This is a genomic window from Neobacillus rhizophilus (assembly GCF_018343535.1).
Lineage (GTDB): Bacteria > Bacillota > Bacilli > Bacillales > Cytobacillaceae > Neobacillus > Neobacillus rhizophilus.
In genome coordinates this window covers 800,084-820,123 of the sequence record NZ_JAGYPF010000001.1, presented here as the reverse complement: position 1 = coordinate 820,123, position 20,040 = coordinate 800,084, and the positions used below count along the sequence as shown (strand labels likewise).

At 40.2% G+C, this 20,040-nt stretch carries 20 protein-coding genes; 14 read left to right on the top strand and 6 right to left on the bottom strand.

The annotated features are described in order from the left end of the window. Nucleotides 1-8: 8 nt before the first annotated feature. On the bottom strand, nt 9-569 hold the full coding sequence (locus KHA99_RS03870; RefSeq protein WP_213116096.1) for a tyrosine-type recombinase/integrase: 561 nt from the start codon (nt 567-569) through the stop codon (nt 9-11). A gap of 248 nt (nt 570-817) precedes the next feature. Between KHA99_RS03870 and KHA99_RS03865 the strand changes: the two genes are divergently transcribed. From KHA99_RS03865 to KHA99_RS03845, 5 genes are all read left to right on the top strand, one after another. After that, nucleotides 818-2,062, top strand: a complete 1,245-nt coding sequence (locus KHA99_RS03865; protein WP_213116095.1) for an aminopeptidase — start codon at nt 818-820, stop codon at nt 2,060-2,062. Nucleotides 2,063-2,314: 252 nt separating this feature from the next. Then, nucleotides 2,315-2,959: a GntR family transcriptional regulator gene (locus KHA99_RS03860; protein WP_213116094.1), complete on the top strand. Its 645-nt coding sequence runs from the start codon at nt 2,315-2,317 to the stop codon at nt 2,957-2,959. 234 nt (nt 2,960-3,193) lie between these two features. Further along, nucleotides 3,194-3,883 (top strand): CoA transferase subunit A, encoded by a 690-nt coding sequence (locus tag KHA99_RS03855; protein ID WP_213116093.1) that lies wholly within the window; start codon nt 3,194-3,196, stop codon nt 3,881-3,883. After that, nucleotides 3,883-4,557, top strand: coding sequence for a 3-oxoacid CoA-transferase subunit B (locus KHA99_RS03850; protein WP_213116092.1), 675 nt, complete (start codon nt 3,883-3,885; stop codon nt 4,555-4,557). Before KHA99_RS03855 ends, KHA99_RS03850 begins: the two co-directional genes overlap by 1 nt. 335 nt (nt 4,558-4,892) lie before the next feature. Beyond that, nucleotides 4,893-5,216 carry a hypothetical protein gene (locus tag KHA99_RS03845; protein ID WP_213116091.1) on the top strand — a complete coding sequence of 108 codons (324 nt, stop codon included), beginning with the start codon at nt 4,893-4,895 and terminating at the stop codon, nt 5,214-5,216. A gap of 168 nt (nt 5,217-5,384) precedes the next feature. On the opposite strand, the gene KHA99_RS03840 is transcribed toward KHA99_RS03845, so the two are convergent. Beyond that, on the bottom strand, nt 5,385-6,269 hold the full coding sequence (locus KHA99_RS03840) for a LysR family transcriptional regulator (RefSeq protein WP_213116090.1): 885 nt from the start codon (nt 6,267-6,269) through the stop codon (nt 5,385-5,387). A 168-nt stretch (nt 6,270-6,437) separates the two neighbouring features. Here KHA99_RS03840 and KHA99_RS03835 point away from each other — a divergent pair, with 168 nt between their 5' ends. Together KHA99_RS03835 and odhB are read left to right on the top strand one after the other, a co-directional pair. Next, nucleotides 6,438-9,326: a 2-oxoglutarate dehydrogenase E1 component gene (locus tag KHA99_RS03835; protein WP_213116089.1), complete on the top strand. Its 2,889-nt coding sequence runs from the start codon at nt 6,438-6,440 to the stop codon at nt 9,324-9,326. A 190-nt stretch (nt 9,327-9,516) separates the two neighbouring features. Further along, nucleotides 9,517-10,767 carry a 2-oxoglutarate dehydrogenase complex dihydrolipoyllysine-residue succinyltransferase gene (gene odhB, locus KHA99_RS03830; RefSeq protein ID WP_213116088.1) on the top strand — a complete coding sequence of 417 codons (1,251 nt, stop codon included), beginning with the start codon at nt 9,517-9,519 and terminating at the stop codon, nt 10,765-10,767. A 112-nt stretch (nt 10,768-10,879) separates the two neighbouring features. On the opposite strand, the gene KHA99_RS03825 is transcribed toward odhB, so the two are convergent. After that, nucleotides 10,880-11,155: a YqhV family protein gene (locus KHA99_RS03825; protein ID WP_213116087.1), complete on the bottom strand. Its 276-nt coding sequence runs from the start codon at nt 11,153-11,155 to the stop codon at nt 10,880-10,882. Between the two features lie 164 nt (nt 11,156-11,319). Here KHA99_RS03825 and KHA99_RS03820 point away from each other — a divergent pair, with 164 nt between their 5' ends. The 4 genes from KHA99_RS03820 to KHA99_RS03805 are packed head-to-tail and all read left to right on the top strand — an operon-like array spanning nt 11,320 to nt 15,352. Beyond that, nucleotides 11,320-12,879 carry a spore germination protein gene (locus KHA99_RS03820; protein WP_217034124.1) on the top strand — a complete coding sequence of 520 codons (1,560 nt, stop codon included), beginning with the start codon at nt 11,320-11,322 and terminating at the stop codon, nt 12,877-12,879. Next, nucleotides 12,876-14,030 (top strand): Ger(x)C family spore germination protein, encoded by a 1,155-nt coding sequence (locus tag KHA99_RS03815; protein ID WP_213116085.1) that lies wholly within the window; start codon nt 12,876-12,878, stop codon nt 14,028-14,030. The genes KHA99_RS03820 and KHA99_RS03815 overlap by 4 nt, the downstream gene beginning before the upstream one ends. 3 nt (nt 14,031-14,033) lie before the next feature. Continuing rightward, a complete protein-coding gene (locus KHA99_RS03810) occupies nt 14,034-14,252 on the top strand; it encodes a hypothetical protein (RefSeq protein WP_213116084.1) in 219 nt (72 codons plus the stop codon). Then, nucleotides 14,249-15,352 carry a GerAB/ArcD/ProY family transporter gene (locus KHA99_RS03805; RefSeq protein ID WP_213116083.1) on the top strand — a complete coding sequence of 368 codons (1,104 nt, stop codon included), beginning with the start codon at nt 14,249-14,251 and terminating at the stop codon, nt 15,350-15,352. Before KHA99_RS03810 ends, KHA99_RS03805 begins: the two co-directional genes overlap by 4 nt. 56 nt (nt 15,353-15,408) lie before the next feature. Here the strand turns inward: KHA99_RS03805 and KHA99_RS03800 are convergent, their stop codons facing one another. The 3 genes from KHA99_RS03800 to KHA99_RS03790 all read right to left on the bottom strand — a co-directional run bounded on the left by KHA99_RS03800 (nt 15,409) and on the right by KHA99_RS03790 (nt 17,820). Beyond that, complete coding sequence (locus KHA99_RS03800; RefSeq protein WP_213116082.1) at nt 15,409-16,173, bottom strand: sulfite exporter TauE/SafE family protein; 765 nt, start codon at nt 16,171-16,173, stop codon at nt 15,409-15,411. Nucleotides 16,174-16,294: 121 nt separating this feature from the next. Beyond that, nucleotides 16,295-16,579, bottom strand: coding sequence for a hypothetical protein (locus tag KHA99_RS03795; RefSeq protein ID WP_213116081.1), 285 nt, complete (start codon nt 16,577-16,579; stop codon nt 16,295-16,297). Nucleotides 16,580-16,593: 14 nt separating this feature from the next. Continuing rightward, nucleotides 16,594-17,820, bottom strand: coding sequence for an MFS transporter (locus KHA99_RS03790; RefSeq protein WP_307852012.1), 1,227 nt, complete (start codon nt 17,818-17,820; stop codon nt 16,594-16,596). A gap of 187 nt (nt 17,821-18,007) precedes the next feature. Here KHA99_RS03790 and KHA99_RS03785 point away from each other — a divergent pair, with 187 nt between their 5' ends. From KHA99_RS03785 to KHA99_RS03775, 3 genes are read left to right on the top strand one after another with little or no spacing between them, the layout of a single operon-like run. Further along, nucleotides 18,008-18,775, top strand: coding sequence for a phosphosulfolactate synthase (locus KHA99_RS03785; protein WP_213116079.1), 768 nt, complete (start codon nt 18,008-18,010; stop codon nt 18,773-18,775). Next, on the top strand, nt 18,760-19,293 hold the full coding sequence (locus tag KHA99_RS03780) for a histidine phosphatase family protein (RefSeq protein WP_213116078.1): 534 nt from the start codon (nt 18,760-18,762) through the stop codon (nt 19,291-19,293). Before KHA99_RS03785 ends, KHA99_RS03780 begins: the two co-directional genes overlap by 16 nt. A 19-nt stretch (nt 19,294-19,312) precedes the next feature. Further along, complete coding sequence (locus KHA99_RS03775) at nt 19,313-20,026, top strand: phosphoadenylyl-sulfate reductase (protein WP_213116077.1); 714 nt, start codon at nt 19,313-19,315, stop codon at nt 20,024-20,026. The last annotated feature ends 14 nt before the right edge of the window (nt 20,027-20,040 follow it).

The window sequence follows — 20,040 nt, the reverse complement described above, 5'->3', positions numbered from 1 at the left end:
TTTTGACATTATAGATTTACATCAATTTCAGTTTTAATTTTCTCCTCTTTAGAGATGCCAAGATATTTTAGAGTTTCAGATGGGGTTGAATGATTAAAATGTTTTTGCAAAAGGGAGATGGCCACCCCGCGTCTATACGCATGATATCCAAATGTTTTCCTCATTGAATTGGTCCCGATTTTCCCCTCAATACCAATGGCTTCAGCTGCCTGATGAATGATTCGATAGGCTTGTTGGCGAGTGATAGGCTTTTCTGTTTTATTGGATTTGAACAAATAGACTTCCGTGTCCAGTTGGTTGGTTTGGACATAATGGAGGAGGGCTTTTTTGACCTTTTGGTTAAGGTAAACCTCCTTGTTGATATCGTGGTGTAAATACTGATAAAAATTCTTCGCCGTGTGCTCGTTTTCTAAAACATCGGCCACCCTAATTTCCAGCATTTCGGTAATTTTCAACCCAGTGTTAATCCCAAACACAAAGAGAAGATAATCACGCTCGGAATGCTTTTTTAAATATTTCTTAATTGCATTGATTTGCTTAACATCCCTTAATGCTTCAACATATTCCATGCTAAACGCTCCTTAATCCATGTTACATAATAGTATTGTATCATGATATTATGTAACATACAAAAAATCTGCTTTTAAAACCACTATAGTTTTTGGTTAGTTTACAGATATTTTAATTAAAATAAAAACCTGATAAGAAAAAATCATTAAATGCCGTCGTGCCAACAGCTGCATAGTCCCTAGTTGCATCTTTTTCTCCCAAGTATGCTACTATAATATCGTGACAAAAAATTCCGGGAGGTAAATATATGGTGCTGCCTAATTTTGAAGAGAACTTACATAAGTATGCAAAGCTTTTAGTGGCGAAAGGGATCAATGTTCAACCAGGGGATTGGGTGAAAATGACCATAAACGTAGATCAGGCGCCTTTAGCCCGCCACATCACGAAAGAGGCATATGCCACGGGGGCTGAAAAGGTTATTGTCAAATGGTCTGATGATGAAATTACAAAAGAACATTACTTGCATCAACCAGTGGATGTATTGACCAACATTCCTGACTATGAAATTCAGGAATCTGAAGACCACGTATTAAACCACCGTGTCAGCCGTCTTTCCATTCTTTCAAGCGATCCGGGCTTGTTGAATGAAGTCGACCCGGCTAAAGTGGCGGAGTATCAAAAGGTTGCTGGTAAGGCATTCCATGCCCAACGCAAGGCGACCCAGAACGATGATTTAAAATGGACGGTTGCTGCTGCTGCCGGAGCGGGATGGGCGGCCAAAGTATTCCCTGATTTGGCCACCCCTGAAGAACAGGTTGATGCCTTATGGGATCAAATTTTTAAAACCTGCCGTGTATACGAAGATGACCCGATAGCTGCCTGGGACCAGCATAAAGACAAATTGAACGAAAAAGCTGACAAATTAAATGAAATCCAATTTGAAGCACTCCACTATACGGCACCTGGCACCGATTTAACGCTCGGCCTGCCAAAAAGCCATATTTGGGCATGTGCGGGAAGCCAAAACCCAAAAGGAGAAGAATTTATTGCCAACATGCCAACGGAGGAAGTGTTCACGGCTCCTGATACTCGCCGCATGGACGGGGTAGTTCGCAGTTCTAAACCATTAAGCTATGCGGGGACGTTAATTGAAGGAATTGAAGTCCATTTTAAAGACGGGAAAATTGTCGATATCACTGCTGAAAAAGGTGGAGATGCCATCAAGAAGCTTGTATTCGACAACGAAGGCGGAACAGGTCTTGGTGAAGTTGCGCTTGTGCCAGATCCATCACCGATTTCTCAATCTGGGATTATTTTCTTTAATACTCTATTTGACGAGAATGCTTCGAACCACTTGGCAATCGGCTCGGCCTACCCGACTACGATTGAAGGCGGAACAAAAATGAGCCAGGAAGAGCTGCAGCAAAACGGGATGAATACATCAACTGTTCATGTGGACTTCATGATTGGCTCTAACAAAATGAATATTGACGGCATCAAACAAGACGGTACCGTCGTGCCAATCTTCAGAAATGGTGATTGGGCTATCTAAAAAGGTAAAAAGGGTCCATGAGGCATAGCTGTTTTCCGGCAGCTACTGTTTCTTGGACCCTTTTGTATACATCCATGACTCCTTAGTTTTCCAAAATTACCCTAACAGTAAATGAGTGGTTGATTAATCTTTGTAATTATCCGATTACATCTATATTACTTTTCAACAAATTTTTGTATAATAGTTGTGAAAACAGATATTTTTCTAATATTGAAAACGAGTATTTATTATAGAACGAGAGGGCAAAGACAAATGTCTATGACAAAGACCGATAAAGTATATATACAATTACATGAGAAAATTGTTAAGGGAGTCTTTCGCCCTGGTTCAAGATTAGTCATTTCACAAATAGCTAAAGAATTTAATGTAAGTGAAATTCCAGTACGTGAGGTTATTCAGAGACTAGCCCAAAAAGGATATGTTAAATTGCATCCCCATGCAGGGCCAACAGTAACTAGCTTAACAGAAGATGAGGTAAGGCAAATCTTTGAAATTCGAGCCAATCTTGAATCATTAGCAACAAGACTTGCTATTGAACACATCTCAAATGCTCATATAAAAGAACTGGAACTTATCATAGAAGAGTCAATCGGAATTTGTGAAGAGGAAAATTTTGAAGGGTATTTTCATATAAACGAAACCTTTCATAATTCCTTATATAGACATTGTAATAATCAAATGCTCGTTAAAATGATTAAAGATATAACTAGTCTAGCGGCAAGGTATCCAATTTACTATCAGGATAAAGAGACAACGCAAAAGTCACTTAATGAACATAGACAAATTTTGAAGGCGGTTTCTGAACGAGATGGAGATTTAGCTGAACAACTGACAAAAAATCATTTACTTGGGGTAATTCCTAAAATAACTGAAATTGTACGGTCGATGGATATTTAACAGGTTCTTAAATTGGAGTAAAAAATAATTTAAATATCAGTGAAGCAAGAAAAAGTCCCCAACCGTGGGGACTTTTTTTTCGTTACTTGAAGCTACTCTTAGCGTATTAGCAAAAAATATACGATTGACTCAAATCATATATTATTTTAAAATTAAAATATCTAAAATTTTAAAATTATCAAACTCCTCCACTCTAGGTCAGAGTGGGCTTGTTAATGAAAAGGGGGAAGAAATTTGCATTCTGAGTTGGAGAATCCGATTAAGACGAATGTTCAATTTCTATCAGTTGACGAAGCGATTAAGCAAATTCCAATGAGTGCGACGATGTTAGTAGGGGGATTTGGTGCAACAGGGGTTCCGGAATATTTACTGCAAGGAGTAATCGATAGAACGCAACTTCAAGATCTAACCATCATTAGCAACAATATTACAAAAGAGACGAATTTGAATGTTCTATTTCAACAAGATCGGATTAAGAAAGCGATTGGGTCGTATTTTACCACCAATAAAGAGGTGGTTCAGGCTTATAGGGAAGGCCGAATAGAAATTGAATTATTACCACAAGGAACCTTTTCGGAAGCTATTCGATTAGGCGGATCAGGAGTTCCTGCCTTTTACACTCCGACAGCAGCTGGGACAGAACTTGCAATAGGGAAAGAGACGCGGACCTTCAAGGGGCGGGAATATGTTCTTGAACAAACCCTGTTTGCCGATGTTGCCCTAATAAAGGCTTATAAAGCAGATAAGGCTGGTAATCTCATATATAGGAAGTCCGCTCGAAATTTCAATCCAATCATGGCAATGGCAGCTGATCTTACAATTGTTGAAGTAGGAGAAATCGTTGAAATAGGTGAGCTTGATCCAGAATCTATTGTAACTCCTTTTGCATTTGTAGATATTGTGGTTAAAAGGGAGGAGCTGTAATGGAAAAATCAATGAAAGAGTATATTGCATGGCGTTGTGCACAAGAATTAACATCAGGCATCGTTAATCTTGGAATTGGTATTCCTACTCTAGTTGCTGATTATCTTCCACAAGGTCTGGTGACGCTCCACTCGGAGAATGGGATTCTTGGGGTGGGACCAGACCCTAGTCCGGATCAAATCGACCCTGATTTAGTTAATGCCGGAAAAGCTCCGGTTACAGTTTTGCCTCATGTATCCTATTTTGATAGTTCCATATCTTTTGGAATGATGCGGGGTGGTCATATAGATACAACCGTTATTGGAGCACTGCAAGTATCGGAACAAGGTGATATCTCGAGTTGGGCAATACCAGGAAAAGATGTGCTTGGGGTTGGCGGCGCTATGGATTTAGTAGTCGGGGCCAAAAGGGTAATTGCTGCCATGACCCATTTGAATCAAAAAGGTGAGCCAAAAATACTCCGTGAATGCACGTTCCCACTTACTGCTAAAAAAAGAGTCGATACCATTATCACAGAGTATGCCGTTTTTAAATTTCGAGATCAGCAACTTTGGTTAGTGGAAATGAGTGATGAAATCACAATGGACCAACTAAAAAAAATAACACCTGCCTACTATGAAATAGCAAGTGATTTTAAAACTTTTAATAGGAAAGAATTGATAAATCAACGTTAAGCGTATCTCAAGTTTAGGTGAGGCTATAGACCTCACCTATTTTTTTTGTAATAGATTTGGCTACTGTTGTTAAAGCCATTTTTTATAATTTATTGATATACATTTTTTTACAAAAAAATCAATTCCAACAAATTATAATTAATAGCACTTGTGAAATCGGGGAAGGAATTCGCCATCAAATATTTCGAATGGTATGATGGAGCGGATAAAACGCCGGAAAATCGGCCATAAGTATTTACTATTTTTCTAAATGATCATTTTTTTTGGATAGGGGTTGGTTAAGCGGTCTTGAATAATAAGGCATCTTCATAAAATTTCTATTGGAGGTGTTGATATTGAAAAATAAAACAAATGAAATTGAGTGTCTTGTTTGCAATGGTACCCACTTTCGAAAAGGATATATTGCGGTGAAATATGAAAGGTACCATGAGAATTATAAAATTAATGAGGCTGCTGATGCTGACTTAGAGTTCTTACTGGAATCTGAAGAGGAACATCCATTAAAAAACATTCCGGAGCAATCAAATTTATTTACCTACATTTGTGAAGATTGTGGTTTCATCATGAATTTCATCCAAGAAAAACAAGTTGAAAGTAAAAAGAAAGAACGGCTTAGAAAACAAAGACAAAAAATGTATGATTGGACAAAATTTAAATAAGCAAGCACCATTTAGGCACTCAAACTGTTTGAGTGTTTTTTTATTTATCGGCATGGTACATGGCTAAGGAGCTTCCGGATATGCCATTGACAGTTTTAACAAACTCCATAAAATAAAAAGATTCAGACCAAATTAGTCTGAAATCTTTTTATTTAGCACATCTAATAATCAATGATTTTTCCAATCTAAATTTTCGATGAAATGTACGAATGCTTTTACAACATTCCATTCCATTGATTCCTTATGATAGTACATCCAAGTTCTTCGCAATAGAGGATTTCCTTCTTGATCTGTTAATGGGATTTTGTAAATGTCTTCTATTCCGTCAAGTACCCTGCTGGATAAAATGCCATATCCTAACCCATTTATAACCATCTCTCTACAGGTATCAACTTGGTCGACTTCAATACTAATAAAGGGTGCTTCCGCATAATTTTCGGCCCACCAATGATCAATTATTGATTTTAGGAGGTAATCCCCTCGATAATCGATTCTTGGAAGACGTGGAAGATCCGTTATATCAATCTTTTTCGTGGAAGCGATACAGATGGTTTCCTCAAATAATTGATGTATTGATAGCCCCCTCCAGCCATAGTCTCCTCGAACAAAACCGATATGAACATCCTTATTGTGTATGAGCTGAGTTACGTCTCTGCTCCATCCTGTTATCACTTTGAATTCCACATGGGGATATTGATTTTTGAATAATTTCAAAAGATATGGAAGTTCATTATTCGCGAAATAATTGGATACCCCCAATTTCAATGTACCTGCCACTTCATTCTTTTCGTTATTGCTCATATTTTGGACATTTTCTTTTACTTTTTGAAAATGGGCTAGTGCCTCCTCAGCACAATGGACCAGATATTCTCCCTGAGGGGTAAAATGTACACCCCGGCTTTCACGGGTTACGATTTTAACACCCAGCTCTTCCTGCATATGTTTTAATCGGCTCGTTAACGCAGGTTGAGTCAGAAATAATAGACGAGCTGTTTTCGTTAGATTTTTTTGATTATATAGCACCTTCAATATTTCCCAATCACGATAATCCATTGTTCCACCTATCTATCTGATATAAATAATTTTTATAATAAAATATAATTTTTTAGCATTTTATTTATTTCAATTATTACATTATCCTTATCCATAGGCAATTGATAATTATTACTATTTATCTATTTAAATATAAAACATAAGAACTGAATCATGGGGGTATTGTAAATGGGAGTAAACGACAACCAACCAAATCCATGGAAAAAATTTATTGGTCCGAACCTTGGATACGTGATTGAACAATATGAACGGTTCACGAACGGAGAAGAATCCATTGATCTAAATTTAAAAGAGCTTTTCATTAAATGGGGCTCACCTTTGTCCTATGAAACAAATCAAATGAAAGAAACCATTGGAAATGTACCTGATCTTCCTTCAGCAAGTATAGAGAAAGTATTGAAAGCGGCCAAACTGCTTGAAAACATTCGTACAAATGGCCATTTGGCAGCAAACATAAATCCTTTGGAGGAGAATCGAAAGGGTCAAGAGTTGTTCAATCCTGTAAAACATGGAATAAGTGAACAGGATTTGAAAGCGATACCAGCTAAATTGGTTTGGGAAGAGGCACCGAAAGATGTTGAAACCGCATTTGAGGCCATGAATCGTTTAATGGAACGCTATACATCAGCCCTTGCATACGAGTTTACGCATGTTAGTGATTCGGAGGAACGAATTTGGCTGACTCAGATGGTGGAGACGGGTTCCTTACAACGCTCCTTATCTAAAGAAGAACGAACAAACCTATTAAAGAGTTTGACAGAAGTTGAGGGATTTGAACAATTTTTACACAAAACCTTTGTTGGTCAAAAAAGATTTTCCATTGAAGGTGTAGACATGCTTGTCCCAATGCTTGATGAAGCAGTGCGTGAAGGTGTCGAAGAAGGAGTCTGCAACGTCGCAATTGGGATGGCGCATCGCGGACGTTTAAGTGTTCTCGCACATGTGTTAAAAAAACCATACAGCAAGATTTTCTCTGAATTTCAGCACTCCCACGCCAAACAACAAGGTCCGTCAGCAGATTTAGTCGACATTAGCGAGGGCTGGACAGGGGATGTGAAATACCATTTAGGACGCAATCGATTCGTTGAAGGCACTGGTACCCCTCGCACTCGTATTACCTTGGCGAATAATCCAAGCCATCTTGAATTTGTCAATCCGGTAGTCGAAGGTTTTGCAAGGGCAGCCCAAGAGGATCGAAAGAAACCTGGTTATCCGGAGCAGGATATTAAAAAGGCGTTTGCGATTTTGGTCCATGGCGATGCAGCCTTTCCGGGCCAGGGAATTGTAGCGGAAACTTTGAATTTAGGTGGATTAAAGGGATACCGAACAGGAGGAACCATCCATATTATTGCGAATAACATGGTCGGCTTTACGACAGATAGCCACGACTCTCGTTCAACTCGATATTCCAGTGACTTAGCAAAAGGATTTGAGATTCCGATTGTACATGTGAATGCAGATGAGCCAGAAGCATGTCTGGCAGCTGTTCGCCTTGCTTATCAATACCGTGCTCGTTTCCAAAAGGATTTTGTGATTGATTTAGTCGGTTACCGCCGTTTTGGCCACAATGAAATGGACGATCCTGCGGTCACCCAGCCACAGGTGTACAAAAAAATTGCCAAGCATTCAACTGTAAGAGCATTGTATTCTACTCAACTGTTAAACAACGGAACACTAAATCAACAAGAAGTTGAACAAATCAATCTTAGCGTGCAGGAACTATTGCAGACTGAGTATGACAAAGCGTCAGAGAAGAAGCAGAGTGAACCACCGGCAGAAGTAGCGGTTCCGGGTGTTATAGCGAAAGGAATTCCACCTTTGGAAACAAAAGTACCGCTTGGCACTCTTCAAGAAATAAATCGTGAATTGCTAAAATGGCCAGAAGGTTTTCATATTTATCCAAAATTAAAGAAGATTCTTGAGCGCCGTGAAACAGCTTTGGAAGAGAACGGAAAAGTGGAATGGGCAGTAGCAGAAGTGCTGGCTTTCGCGACGATGTTACAAGAAGGCACACCGATCCGTCTTACGGGTCAAGACTCCGAGCGCGGAACGTTTGCGCAGCGGCACATTGTTCTTCATGATGCAGAAACAAACCAAACGTATTCACCACTGCACCATCTTCCGCAGACAGGCGCTTCGTTTGCGGTTCATAATAGCCCGCTATCGGAAGCGGCAGTAGTAGGTTATGAATATGGATATAATGTATTTGCACCTGAGACACTTGTCATGTGGGAAGCGCAGTATGGCGACTTTGCCAACACGGCACAACCGCTATTTGATCAATTTGTTTCATCGGCAAGAGCAAAATGGGGGCAAAAGTCAGGGCTTACTCTGCTTCTGCCGCACGGTTATGAAGGCCAAGGCCCTGAGCATTCCAGCGCTCGTCCGGAACGCTTCTTGCAGTTGGCGGCTGAAAACAACTGGACTGTTGCCAACCTGACAAGTGCGGCCCAATATTTTCATGTTTTACGGCGTCAGGCAGCCACTTTAGGAACAGAATTTGTTCGGCCATTAGTGATTATGACACCGAAGAGTCTGCTTCGTCACCCGCAGGTCGCTTCTTCTGCTTCCGCTCTTAGCGAAGGTAGTTTCCAAACGGTCATTGAACAGCCGCAACTCGGAAAAGCGCTAGATAAAGTAAAACGATTAGTATTAACAACTGGTAAGATGGCCATCGATTTGGCAGTTGAGATCGACTCAAGTAAAGAAAATCGTAACTTGGATGAGATACACATCGTACGTATTGAACAGTTGTATCCATTCCCACACGAAAAAATAGAAGCAATCATCAAGCGTTATCCAAACTTGAATGAAATTTTTTGGGTACAGGAAGAACCGAAGAATATGGGAGCGTGGCATTATATTGCACCAACCCTTTTTGAACTTGCATCGGGCAAACTGTCAGTCGGCTACATTGGACGTCAGTACCGTTCAAGCACGGCAGGCGGAGATCCACTCGTTCATAAAACGGAACAAGAACGCATTGTCCACCAGGCATTAAATTCTAAGAGTTTAGTAGATACACAGAAACAAAAAACACAATTTGTTACACGCTGAAAATGAAAAGAGTCTATTAGCAAAACTTTAATGGACAAAACGCTGGTGAATGCAGAGGAAATTGTCCAATAGAAACGTTCTATCGGACAAAACATCTGGGAATTCCATGAAAAATATCCATAGAGCCACACTATTTGGCAAAATTCAAATTAATAGCCTGACGTAACAAATACCTAGGAGGATTTGACACATGATTGAAATCAAAGTACCAGAGCTCGCGGAATCCATTTCAGAAGGAACCATTTCACAATGGCTCATTAATATTGGAGACAAAGTCACCAAGGGTAATAGTATCGTAGAGTTGGAAACGGACAAAGTAAATATTGAATTAAATGCCGAAGACTCAGGGGTTGTCACTAAGCTATTAAAAGAGCCTGGTGATACAGTAGAAGTTGGCGATGTTATTGCCATTATCGAAGAGAATGCAGCTGAAGGAACTGCACCGGCTGCTCCGACAGCAGCACCGGAAAAACCGGCACAAGAAACAAACAATCAACCAATCACCCAGCCTGAGCCGGAACTTTCTCTAGCCGCCCGTCCGATTGCTTCACCAGCGGCAAGAAAATTGGCAAGAGAGCTGGGAATTGATTTACACCAAGTAAACAGCAGTGACCCGCTTGGCAGAATTCGTCCAGATGATGTGAAAGCACATACGCAAACACCAGCAGTTCCGGAAGCACCAAAAGTAGAAAAGGCAAGCCCAAAACCTGCCGCACAACAAATAGATGTTGAGTTTGATAAACCAGTAGAACGTGTAAAAATGTCCCGCCGTCGTCAAACGATCGCTAAGCGCTTAGTGGAGGTCCAGCATACTGCTGCGATGCTAACTACTTTTAATGAAGTGGACATGTCCGCCATTATGGATTTACGTAATAAGCGGAAGGATGCATTCCTTGAAAAACATGGTGTTCGTTTAGGGTTTATGTCCTTCTTTACAAAGGCCGTGGTTTCAGCCTTAAAGCAATACCCTCTTTTAAATGCTGAAATTCAAGGCGATGAATTAATTCTTAAAAAGTTTTATGATATCGGAATTGCCGTAGCAGCCCCAGAGGGTTTGGTTGTACCAGTTGTCCGTAATGCCAACCAGAAAAACTTTGCCGAAATCGAGCAAGAAATCAGCACTCTTGGTAAAAAGGCTCGTGATAACGCCCTTACTTTAAATGATTTACAAGGCGGAACATTTACGATCACAAACGGTGGAGTTTTCGGTTCATTAATGTCAACACCGATTTTGAATAGCCCGCAAGTGGGTATTCTCGGAATGCATAAAATTCAAACAAGACCGGTTGCAATTGATGCAGAACGAATGGAAAACCGTCCAATGATGTATATTGCCTTGTCTTACGATCACCGAATTGTAGACGGAAAAGAGGCTGTCAGCTTCCTGGCAGCAGTAAAAGAATTATTGGAAGATCCGCACTCTCTTTTATTAGAAGGATAAAAGTTACTGAGGAATCCGATGGAATACTGCAGGATAACCTACTCTTAAACGTGAGTAGGTTATTTTTTACTCATCAAGGAGCGACAGGGCGGCCAGTAATCTCCTTTTTTAGTCACCATTTCACCCCAATTAAAATACAGCTTACCCCAAGAAAGATCCACAATATTTTTACAATCGATAATTCTCCACCTGCCATTCCAAGAACGCCGATGGTGGTTGTCAATATGAGGATCACTGGCCCGACCAGTGCAAGTGAACTATTTACGATTAGAGCTTTTTCAATTGAATTAAATTTTATCATCAGCACAGCAGCAAATATTTCGATACTGCCAGACAAGACCCTCAACATAGCCATGGCCAAAACAGCTTTTTCAATAAAAATAAACATATGTAACCCCCTGAAAACAGTTAGTCATTCTCATTATATGAAGACAATCCGTATACAAGGACAAGTTTTTAAAAATACCAAAAGGGATAATTTTCAACTACTGGGTAATATTAAAAATGGTTTTGAAATATCCACGGCCAAAATTATTGACACGGAGGACTCCAATGAAGAAATTAAAAAAATTGAAATCCTCTAAAGAAAAATCCCTATCAAGTGATGAGACACATAAGGAAATTCAAGCTGATTTAAAGGATAATATAGAAATTTTAAAAGAGCTGTTTCAGGATTGTACCGATGTTGTCTTCCGTCCGTTGATTGCCGGCAACGTCCATGCCTATTTGCTGTTTGTAGATGGCTTTGTAGATACGAAAGCAATTGAACTTCATGGGTTAAAACAACTGATAGAAGAAAATGAAGTGAACCGGATTACAGCAGATTTTTTAACAGAAAGAGTTATTTCGATCAGTTCTGTATCTGAAACAATCAAATTGGATGATGTGGTTAAAAACGTATTGAAAGCCAATACCGTACTTTTGGTTGATGGGCTGACGAAGGCGATAATTTTTGATGCTAAAGGGGGAGAAAGAAGAGGGGTTTCAGAGCCCACTACAGAATCCGCCGTCCGTGGACCGCGTGAAGGGTTTACCGAAATATTAAGGGTAAACACGGCTCTGGTCCGCCATAAGATCCGCTCCAATCGATTAAAAATTCTTTCAAAAGACGTCGGTGAAGAAACCCAAACGAACTTAGCCATTTTGTATGTGGAAGGTTTGGCGCCCCCGGAATTAGTGGAAGAAGTCCTCTCAAGGGTTGAGCGAATAAAAATCGATGGGATATTAGAAAGCGGCTATATTGAAGAGTTCATTGAGGACAGCGCCTGGAGCATGTTTCCTCAAATCCAAAACACCGAGAGACCTGATACAGTGGCTGCTAACCTCCTCGAAGGCAGAATTGCCATCATCGTTGACGGGACACCTTTTGTATTAATTTTGCCGGCAACCTTTTGGCAGTTTTTTCAGTCAAGTGAAGATTATTACGACCGGTTTCATATTTTTATTTTTTTAAGGTTGCTCAGAATTTCCTTCGTGTTTATTGCCATCACATTACCGGGGATTTATGTCGCTGTAACCACCTATCACCAGGAGATGATTCCCACTTCGCTTCTTTTATCGATTGCCGCAAGCAGGGAAGCCATACCTTTTCCCATGTTTGTAGAAGCATTGATTATGGAATTGGCGTTTGAAGCATTGCGGGAAGCGGGAATTCGACTTCCACAAATTGTCGGACAGGCAGTAGGGATTCTCGGTGCTCTGGTTATTGGACAGGCGGCTGTAGAAGCCGGAATAGTTTCCGCGCCAACGGTTATTATGATTGCGCTTACCGGCATCGCATCATTCACAATTCCAAGGTACAATATGTCTATTTCCGTACGGATGCTCCGCTTTCCACTGATGATTCTAGGCGGTATGTTTGGACTGTTTGGTGTAGTACTGGGATTCCTGATTATTTTGACACATTTATGCAAATTACGGTCGTTTGGGATTCCATATTTTTGGCCTATCGCCCCAATGTCATTTAAAGCTCTAAAGGATACCTTAATCAGGGTCCCATGGTGGGCAATGAACGAGAGACCAAATCAGTTGGTAAAAGAGGATGTAATCAGACAAGCTGATCATTTAATGCCTAGCCCTCCAAAGGCTGGCGAAGAAGGGAGTCCCTCATGAAGAAGGCCCGGATTTTATTATTGATCCTGTTCCTTCTCATACCACTAACGGGCTGTTGGGATCGAACGGAAATAAACGATTTGGCATTTGTAGTTGGAACGGGAGTTGATAAGGGCCCGAAGCAGCAATACCGTTTTTCTGTGCAGGTACCCTTGCCAAGCTCTTTAGGCGGAACAGGATCGAGCGGGGGAGGCGGCGGGACTAGCGGTGAGGGGCCTTTTCTTATCGCAACCGGGACTGGTCGAAACATCAGGGAAGGTGTTGAAGACATCCAGGCAAGATTATCAAGAAAGCTTTATTTTGCTCACCGCAGGGTCTTGGTAATTGGTGAGGATCAGGCAAAAGAAGGAATAAGGGAAATTCTTAATGCTGTTTTTACCCAGCCTCAGTCAAGATTATCAACCTTTCTTATTGTTTCAAAAGGAGAGGCTGTTAAAATGTTAAAAGCCCAGCCTCGAATGGAACTTTCGTCCGCTGAAGCGATGCGGGAAATGGCCAAAGCAGGTGCGAACTTGACCGTGATGGATGTCCTGCAAAATTTAGACCGGCAAGGAAAGTCTCTGATCATTCCGATGGTTGAACCAACTGGGACATTAAAAAAGGAAAGGGATGGAAAAGAGGTACTAATGGGCAGATTTGCTGTGTTTAAGGCTGACAAGCTTTCCTTCTTTACAAGTAAAAGGGAATCTCACGGCATCTTATGGCTGCTCGAACGGATGAAAAAGAAAAGCTATTCTTTTTCCGTTTCGAAAAATAAGGAAATGACAGTTCATATTAACGAAAATAGTGTCCACCCAAACTTAAAAATAGTGAATGGGAACCCTGAATTTGCCGTTTCCGTCAGGGTAACAGGGCATCTGGTGGAAAACGAAGCAAATTTACGAATCGAAGACCCAGCAACCTATAACAAAATTATTGAAAATATGGAAGAGAAAATAAAGAATGATATCCATTCAATATTAAAACGTGCTCATACACAAGGTATAGATATTTATGGATTCGGATGGTTTTTATTTAAACGTCATCATCAAAAATGGGAGCATGAGTGGAAGCAGAATTGGAAATCGATGCTGCCTCACTTAAAGGTAACGGTTAAGGTGGACGCCGATATTCAAAGAACGACGAATACCGGGAATGTGGAAAGGAACTAACATATGGATATAGCGATTGTTTGGTTATCTCTTACCATTTATGTTGTGATTATTTTCAAGGCGAAAATTATTGATAAAAAAGAGCGTAAATGGGTGTTCCTGTTCATTATTTTAACTGTCGGATGCACTGTTTTGACGGGACTGCATCTTTCATTAAATAGTGTTACCGTATTTTTAAATGATTCATTTGGAAGGCTGTCAAGAATGGTTGTGAACATATGAAGGAAAAAATATCCAATCTTCAGTTAATCTTTTTAATCGCAAACTTTATTATGAGTGCAGCCATAATCAGCCTGCCGCAAATCATCGTTCATACGGGACGGCAGAACGCTTGGCTTGTCCCGATTCTTTCATTTCCATTTTTTCTATTGATCATTTATCTGATTTTTGGAAAGAAAGGGAAGGCGGAACGGTTTGAACATCTTTTTGCCATTGGGAAAAAAGGGAGCCTTTTGGAAAAAGGGATCATCATTTTATTTTTCTTTTTAGCTTTATTCATTTTTGTACGTGATTTACGGGCGCTTGTTGATTTTGTGGCATCCGTACTTTTGCCAAACACCCCTATTAATATGTTAATGGTTCTTTCGACCTTGGTCATCATTTATATCAGCATGGCTGGAATAGAGGTGATTGCAAGAATTAATGCCATCCATTTTTTTATTCTCATCATTGTGGTCCTTTTCCTGCCATTTCTTTTGCTAAACGAACTGGATGCGGGAAATTTGCAGCCGCTCCCTGGCCTGCGCTCATTTAAAGCATTAACGAAATCTGTTTTTATATCCTTCTCCTGGATAGGGGAACTGTTTTTTTTCATTCTGATTATCGCAAATGTGAACCCGCTAAAGGCAGCCCGAAAAGCAGTAATAACCGGTACAGCTTTGGGTGTGTTTCTGTTTTTGATTGTTCTTATTTTAAACATCTCGGTTTTAGGAACAAAAATAGTCCGGGAGGCAGCCTATCCAACCTACGTACTTGTCCAGCAAATCAACTTAACTGATTTTCTTGACCGGCTGGATTTAGTCATTGTGTCAGTATGGATTCCGGTTTTATTCTGCAAAGTCGCCTTTCTAATGTATACGATTAATTTTTGTTTTAGTTATTTCTATAATTCCAATACAAATAAATTTCTTCCGCCTATTGCGTTAACTCTCGGGTATTTGTCGATTTTATTGTTTAAAAACAGCATGGAACATATCCATTTTTCCTTTTATGCCTGGAATTCACTTGGAATCTTTTTGGAAGGATGCATTGTTATTTTATTTCTTTTTTTGAAAAGAATGGTTCTTAAAAGGAAGGAAGCTAAACCAGCTAATACGTCTTAAATGAGGAAAGAAACACGGTATAAACACCGTGTTTCTTTATGGGATACAACTTGTTGTTAGATTAATTTGATACCACTAAATAAAATCATTAAAGCCATGATTGTTCTTAGTGGTTTTGCAGGAAACTTTGATGATAATGTACTTCCAATTAGAACCCCAGGGATGGAGCCTAATAACAGATTCAGTGTTAATAAATAATCGACATTGCCGATTCCGGCGTGCATAAAACCCGCTGCGGTAACTAATAAAAATGCATGGGCTATATCAGTTCCAACCAGTTCCGACGAACCCATCCGGTACAAGTAAAGCATCGCTATGGCAAATAATGATCCAGAACCAATAGAAGTTAATCCGACTATAAAGCCTAATACCGCTCCAATTGTAATAGTTAGTGCCTTTTTTTCCTCCTGGGGTTTCATCTGCATAGGATTCCACTCAATTTTCTTTTTCATAAAGGTTTTAAATAGGGTGGCCGCCGCAACCAAAATAAGTACATATCCAAGGGCATGCTTGATAATCTGCTCCTGGTTATGGAAAAAGGAATCAAATAAATGAAGCAGTCCAACCGCTAAAAGGGCGCTGGGGATGCTGCCGATGGCAAGATACTTAACAAGTTTAAGATTGATGGTTTTCTGCCGCCAATGCTGGATGGAACCAAATAGTTTTGTAATCGAGTTATAAAATAAGTCTGTACCAACTGCTATCGAAGGACTGATTCCTAATAAAATGAGGATTGGTGTTAAAAGGGCAGCCCCGCCAACCCCAGTTAATCCGACCATAAAGCCAATGAAAAGCCCCATGATGATAATGCCGACACTCATAGGCAAACACTCCTATTTCTCTAAACTGCATTTCATCAATAAAATATGAAGTAGTCAAATGCCTTGTCAGCCCATTTATTCAAATAAAAAAGAGGACAACTGCCCTCTTTTGCGAAAAATATTATTTTTCTTCTTCTTCCTCACTCAATTTAATTTTCTTACAGCCAACATATAAACAAGAGAAAATATCAACCCCTGGTTTAGCTTTTGTCATTCCTTTAATATAAGGGGTAACAAGATCCTTAAAGTCGAGTCCGACCCCCTCTTCCTCCAAAATTCCATACACGAACAGTTTTTTCTCATCAAATAAGAAGGCAACATTGCCGACTGCCTTATTGGTGGAATCGACAACATTTAGGACCTGAAAATGAGGAGTGATGACTTCAGGTGAAAAATATATTTGCACTGTTTTCAGCTCCCTTACGTAAACTGCAATTTTTCAAATAGCGTATCATTTTCCTTTTCCTTCGAAGACTCTTTTTTCGCCACATGAATCAGAACCATACATAGCAAAGCGCAAATGAGGGTTAACCCGGCTGTCGTTAAAAACATTCCGGACCGTGACCAATCCATTAATTTACTAAAGATGGGCGGCCCAATGGCAACTCCTAAGAAACGGACGGAGCCATATAAGGAGGTGACGAATCCTCTCCTGTCTGCAGGAACCGAGCCGGTAATAAAGCTGTTAATGCAAGGCAGCACAAGCCCTGTTCCGATACTGCTTATAACAAGTACAGAAAAGAATGGAACCAGCTTTTTAAAGAAAATTAACGATGCAAATGAGCCGGTCATCAAGAGAAGTCCAATAATAATCAGTGCTTTCATCAGCTTCATTCTCTTGCCGATTTTACTTCCTGTGATGTAAGAGGTTGTGGTCATAAATAAAAGTGGGATGGCAAGGATGGCCCCCTTTAATATTCCATCAATTTGATAGTCCTTTTCAAGAATATCTGAAATGTAAAATAAAATGCCAAATAAAGTAAATAAGCATACAGCTCCTGTCAAGTAAGCGGCAAATAGCCAGCGGCCTTCAGTTTTAAAAACAGAAACAAGGCCTTTTACATATTTTCCAACTGGCGGCGGCTCTTTTTTTGTTTTCTTTTCCTTGATAAAAAAGATCGTTAATAACACGGATAAGAAACAGAAAATCGGAAAGGCAAAGAAGGCGGCGTACCAGAAAATGAGGGCCAATAACGAGCCGATTATTGGACTAATCACTTTGCCAAAACCGTTTGATGCTTCTACTAACCCTAATACCTTACTTTGTTCTCCGCCTTTAAATAAATCTCCTGTTAACGCCATGGCAATAGGCGCTGTTCCCGCTGCGCCTATTCCTTGCATGATTCTGCCGGCAAGAATCCAAGTATAGGAGCTGCCAAACCACGCTGCTGAAGCTCCTGCTAAAAGCCCGCCGATACCATATAAAATGAGGGCCGGGATGATGACCGCTTTCCTTGAAAAACGATCAGAAAAATACCCTAATACCGGAATCGAAATGGCTGCTGCAATCGAAAACACCGAAATAACCAAACTTACCTGGAATTGAGAAATATCTAACTCCGATTTCATTTTTGGGAGGATTGGGATTAACATTGAGTTTCCTAAGACTAAAATCATCGGGATTGAACCAATTGCAAAAATCGTCATGCCTTTGTGTTTTTGTTTAGGCAATGGAGTGCACCCCTATCGTTGAAATAAGCTATTTTAGTGTGTGATTGCGGACATCAGTTTATACAAGGCGAATGCCTAATTTCTATGGAAAAGGCCCATTATCTACACATTCACCCAGTTTTTGAATAATCTATCCTAGAAAAAAAGAGGAGGCGTAATGCCTATGGATTTTTTAACACTTCCTGAACGGACTTCCGGCAGCCGAACTTATGGATTAACCTCTGTCGCCGACTTCGGAACTCCTATGGGAGAATTAAGGAATATATTGGCCGATTACAGCCATATCATTGACATTGCCAAAATTGGAATTGGTTCTGCGTATGTCACCCCCAATTTAAAGAAGAAGGTGGACCTGTATAAGGAATACGGAATCAAGCCTTATTGTGGAGGCACATTATTTGAAAAATGTTATTACCAAAACAAAATCCCGGAATACCTCTCTTATTTATGTGAACTTGGGATTGAATGGGTTGAAGTTTCAAATGGGACCTTGGATATTCCACTTGACCAGAGGCTGGAATTGATTTATTTTCTAAAAAATAATTTTAACGTGATTGCCGAGGTGGGATCGAAGGATACCGAGAAAGAGATGCCCATTTCAGAATGGAGAGCAGAAATCAAGCAATTGCTTGAGGCAGGTTGTCAATACGTTATTACAGAAGGGCGTGATTCCGGGACTTCCGGCATTTATGAAAAATGCGGTACGGTTAAGTCTGACCTGATTCAGGAATTAGTCAGAGATTTGGATCCGAATAAGATTATTTTCGAGGCGCCATCAGCAAAGCATCAAATGTATTTTATTAGGGAGTTTGGGCCTAATGTAAATTTGGGTAATGTGAAGCTTTCGGATGTTTTAATGTTGGAGGCGCAGCGCTGCGGCCTGAGAAGTGAAACATTTTATATGGAGGCACAGGAATGCAAATTACCTTAATCCGCCATTTGCCTACCGAATGGAATAACAACAATATGCTTCAAGGGAGAAGGGATATCGGAATTTCTCCGTTAACTGAGGAATTTCGCAAAGGCATTGCTGAAAACAAAAGCATGTTGAATGGTCTTGCTCCTTTTGAAGTTGTTTTGGCCAGCAGTTTAAAAAGAACACGACAAACAGCACAATGTTATGGGTTTCAGCCTGAAACCGAATGCTTATTGGATGAATTGGATTTTGGCCCATTTGAAGGCCAGCCAAAGGCAATGTTGATTGAAGCATTTGGAGATGCCTGGTTAGAGAACCCAAGCAAGCTGGTGTTAGGTGAAAGTATTCATAACCTTGAAAAACGCATTTCCATGTTCTTGGAGAAATATCGGGAATATAAAAACATGTTAGTATTTGGCCATGGCTGTTGGATTCGAGCTATGATTTCCTTTTCAAAGCATGGTCATATTGATGAGATGAACAAAGTATTATTGGAAAATAACTCCTTTGTAACGTTAACGATGGATTCATAATTAATTTGGAGGGGTGGGAATGGCTTCGATACTTACGTATGAAAATTGGGACGAACAAAAAATAGCAGAAATTAGCGGCCAAAGCAGGGATTATTTCGATATTTTAAAGTGGGCATATCAGGAATATGATGGCGAGGAAATTGTTTACGCTTGTAGCTTTGGAGCAGAAGGAATGGTGTTAATCGATTTAATTCATAAAGTTAATAAACAGGCAAAAATCATCTTCCTGGATACTGGCCTTCATTTCCCGCAAACGTATGAATTAATAAATCAGGTGAAGGAACGCTACCCTTCATTTAACATCACAATGTTAAAACCGAAGCTATCTTTATTGGAACAGGCAAAGGAGCACGGTGAAGAGCTTTGGCGTCATAATCCAAATTTGTGCTGCCAGATAAGAAAAGTTGCCCCTTTAAAGGAGGCGCTGCAGGGCGTAAAGGCATGGATTTCAGGGCTCAGAAGGGAACAATCGGCTATAAGGAGCAATACTCAGTACATCAATAAAGATGAAAAGTTCCATAATATCAAGATTTGTCCGCTTATTCATTGGACTTGGGATGATATATTGACGTACATCGACTTAAACAAATTGCCTTATAACCCATTACATGATAACGGTTATCCAAGTATCGGCTGCGCACCGTGTACCCAGCCGGTTACTGATTCTGGTGACCAGCGGGCGGGTCGCTGGGCGGGACAATCAAAAACGGAGTGCGGACTCCATTTAACTTAGAGATAAAGAAATTT

Bases quoted from the DNA above. Each gene is read 5' to 3' on its own strand.
- KHA99_RS03870 (WP_213116096.1), bottom strand. From the start codon at position 569: ATGGAATATGTTGAAGCATTAAGGGATGTTAAGCAAATCAATGCAATT.
- KHA99_RS03865 (WP_213116095.1), top strand. From the start codon at position 818: ATGGTGCTGCCTAATTTTGAAGAGAACTTACATAAGTATGCAAAGCTT.
- KHA99_RS03860 (WP_213116094.1), top strand. From the start codon at position 2,315: ATGTCTATGACAAAGACCGATAAAGTATATATACAATTACATGAGAAA.
- KHA99_RS03850 (WP_213116092.1), top strand. From the start codon at position 3,883: ATGGAAAAATCAATGAAAGAGTATATTGCATGGCGTTGTGCACAAGAA.
- KHA99_RS03840 (WP_213116090.1), bottom strand. From the start codon at position 6,269: ATGGATTATCGTGATTGGGAAATATTGAAGGTGCTATATAATCAAAAA.
- KHA99_RS03835 (WP_213116089.1), top strand. From the start codon at position 6,438: ATGGGAGTAAACGACAACCAACCAAATCCATGGAAAAAATTTATTGGT.
- odhB (WP_213116088.1), top strand. From the start codon at position 9,517: ATGATTGAAATCAAAGTACCAGAGCTCGCGGAATCCATTTCAGAAGGA.
- KHA99_RS03825 (WP_213116087.1), bottom strand. From the start codon at position 11,155: ATGTTTATTTTTATTGAAAAAGCTGTTTTGGCCATGGCTATGTTGAGG.
- KHA99_RS03820 (WP_217034124.1), top strand. From the start codon at position 11,320: ATGAAGAAATTAAAAAAATTGAAATCCTCTAAAGAAAAATCCCTATCA.
- KHA99_RS03815 (WP_213116085.1), top strand. From the start codon at position 12,876: ATGAAGAAGGCCCGGATTTTATTATTGATCCTGTTCCTTCTCATACCA.
- KHA99_RS03810 (WP_213116084.1), top strand. From the start codon at position 14,034: ATGGATATAGCGATTGTTTGGTTATCTCTTACCATTTATGTTGTGATT.
- KHA99_RS03805 (WP_213116083.1), top strand. From the start codon at position 14,249: ATGAAGGAAAAAATATCCAATCTTCAGTTAATCTTTTTAATCGCAAAC.
- KHA99_RS03800 (WP_213116082.1), bottom strand. From the start codon at position 16,173: ATGAGTGTCGGCATTATCATCATGGGGCTTTTCATTGGCTTTATGGTC.
- KHA99_RS03790 (WP_307852012.1), bottom strand. From the start codon at position 17,820: ATGACGATTTTTGCAATTGGTTCAATCCCGATGATTTTAGTCTTAGGA.
- KHA99_RS03785 (WP_213116079.1), top strand. From the start codon at position 18,008: ATGGATTTTTTAACACTTCCTGAACGGACTTCCGGCAGCCGAACTTAT.
- KHA99_RS03780 (WP_213116078.1), top strand. From the start codon at position 18,760: ATGCAAATTACCTTAATCCGCCATTTGCCTACCGAATGGAATAACAAC.
- KHA99_RS03775 (WP_213116077.1), top strand. From the start codon at position 19,313: ATGGCTTCGATACTTACGTATGAAAATTGGGACGAACAAAAAATAGCA.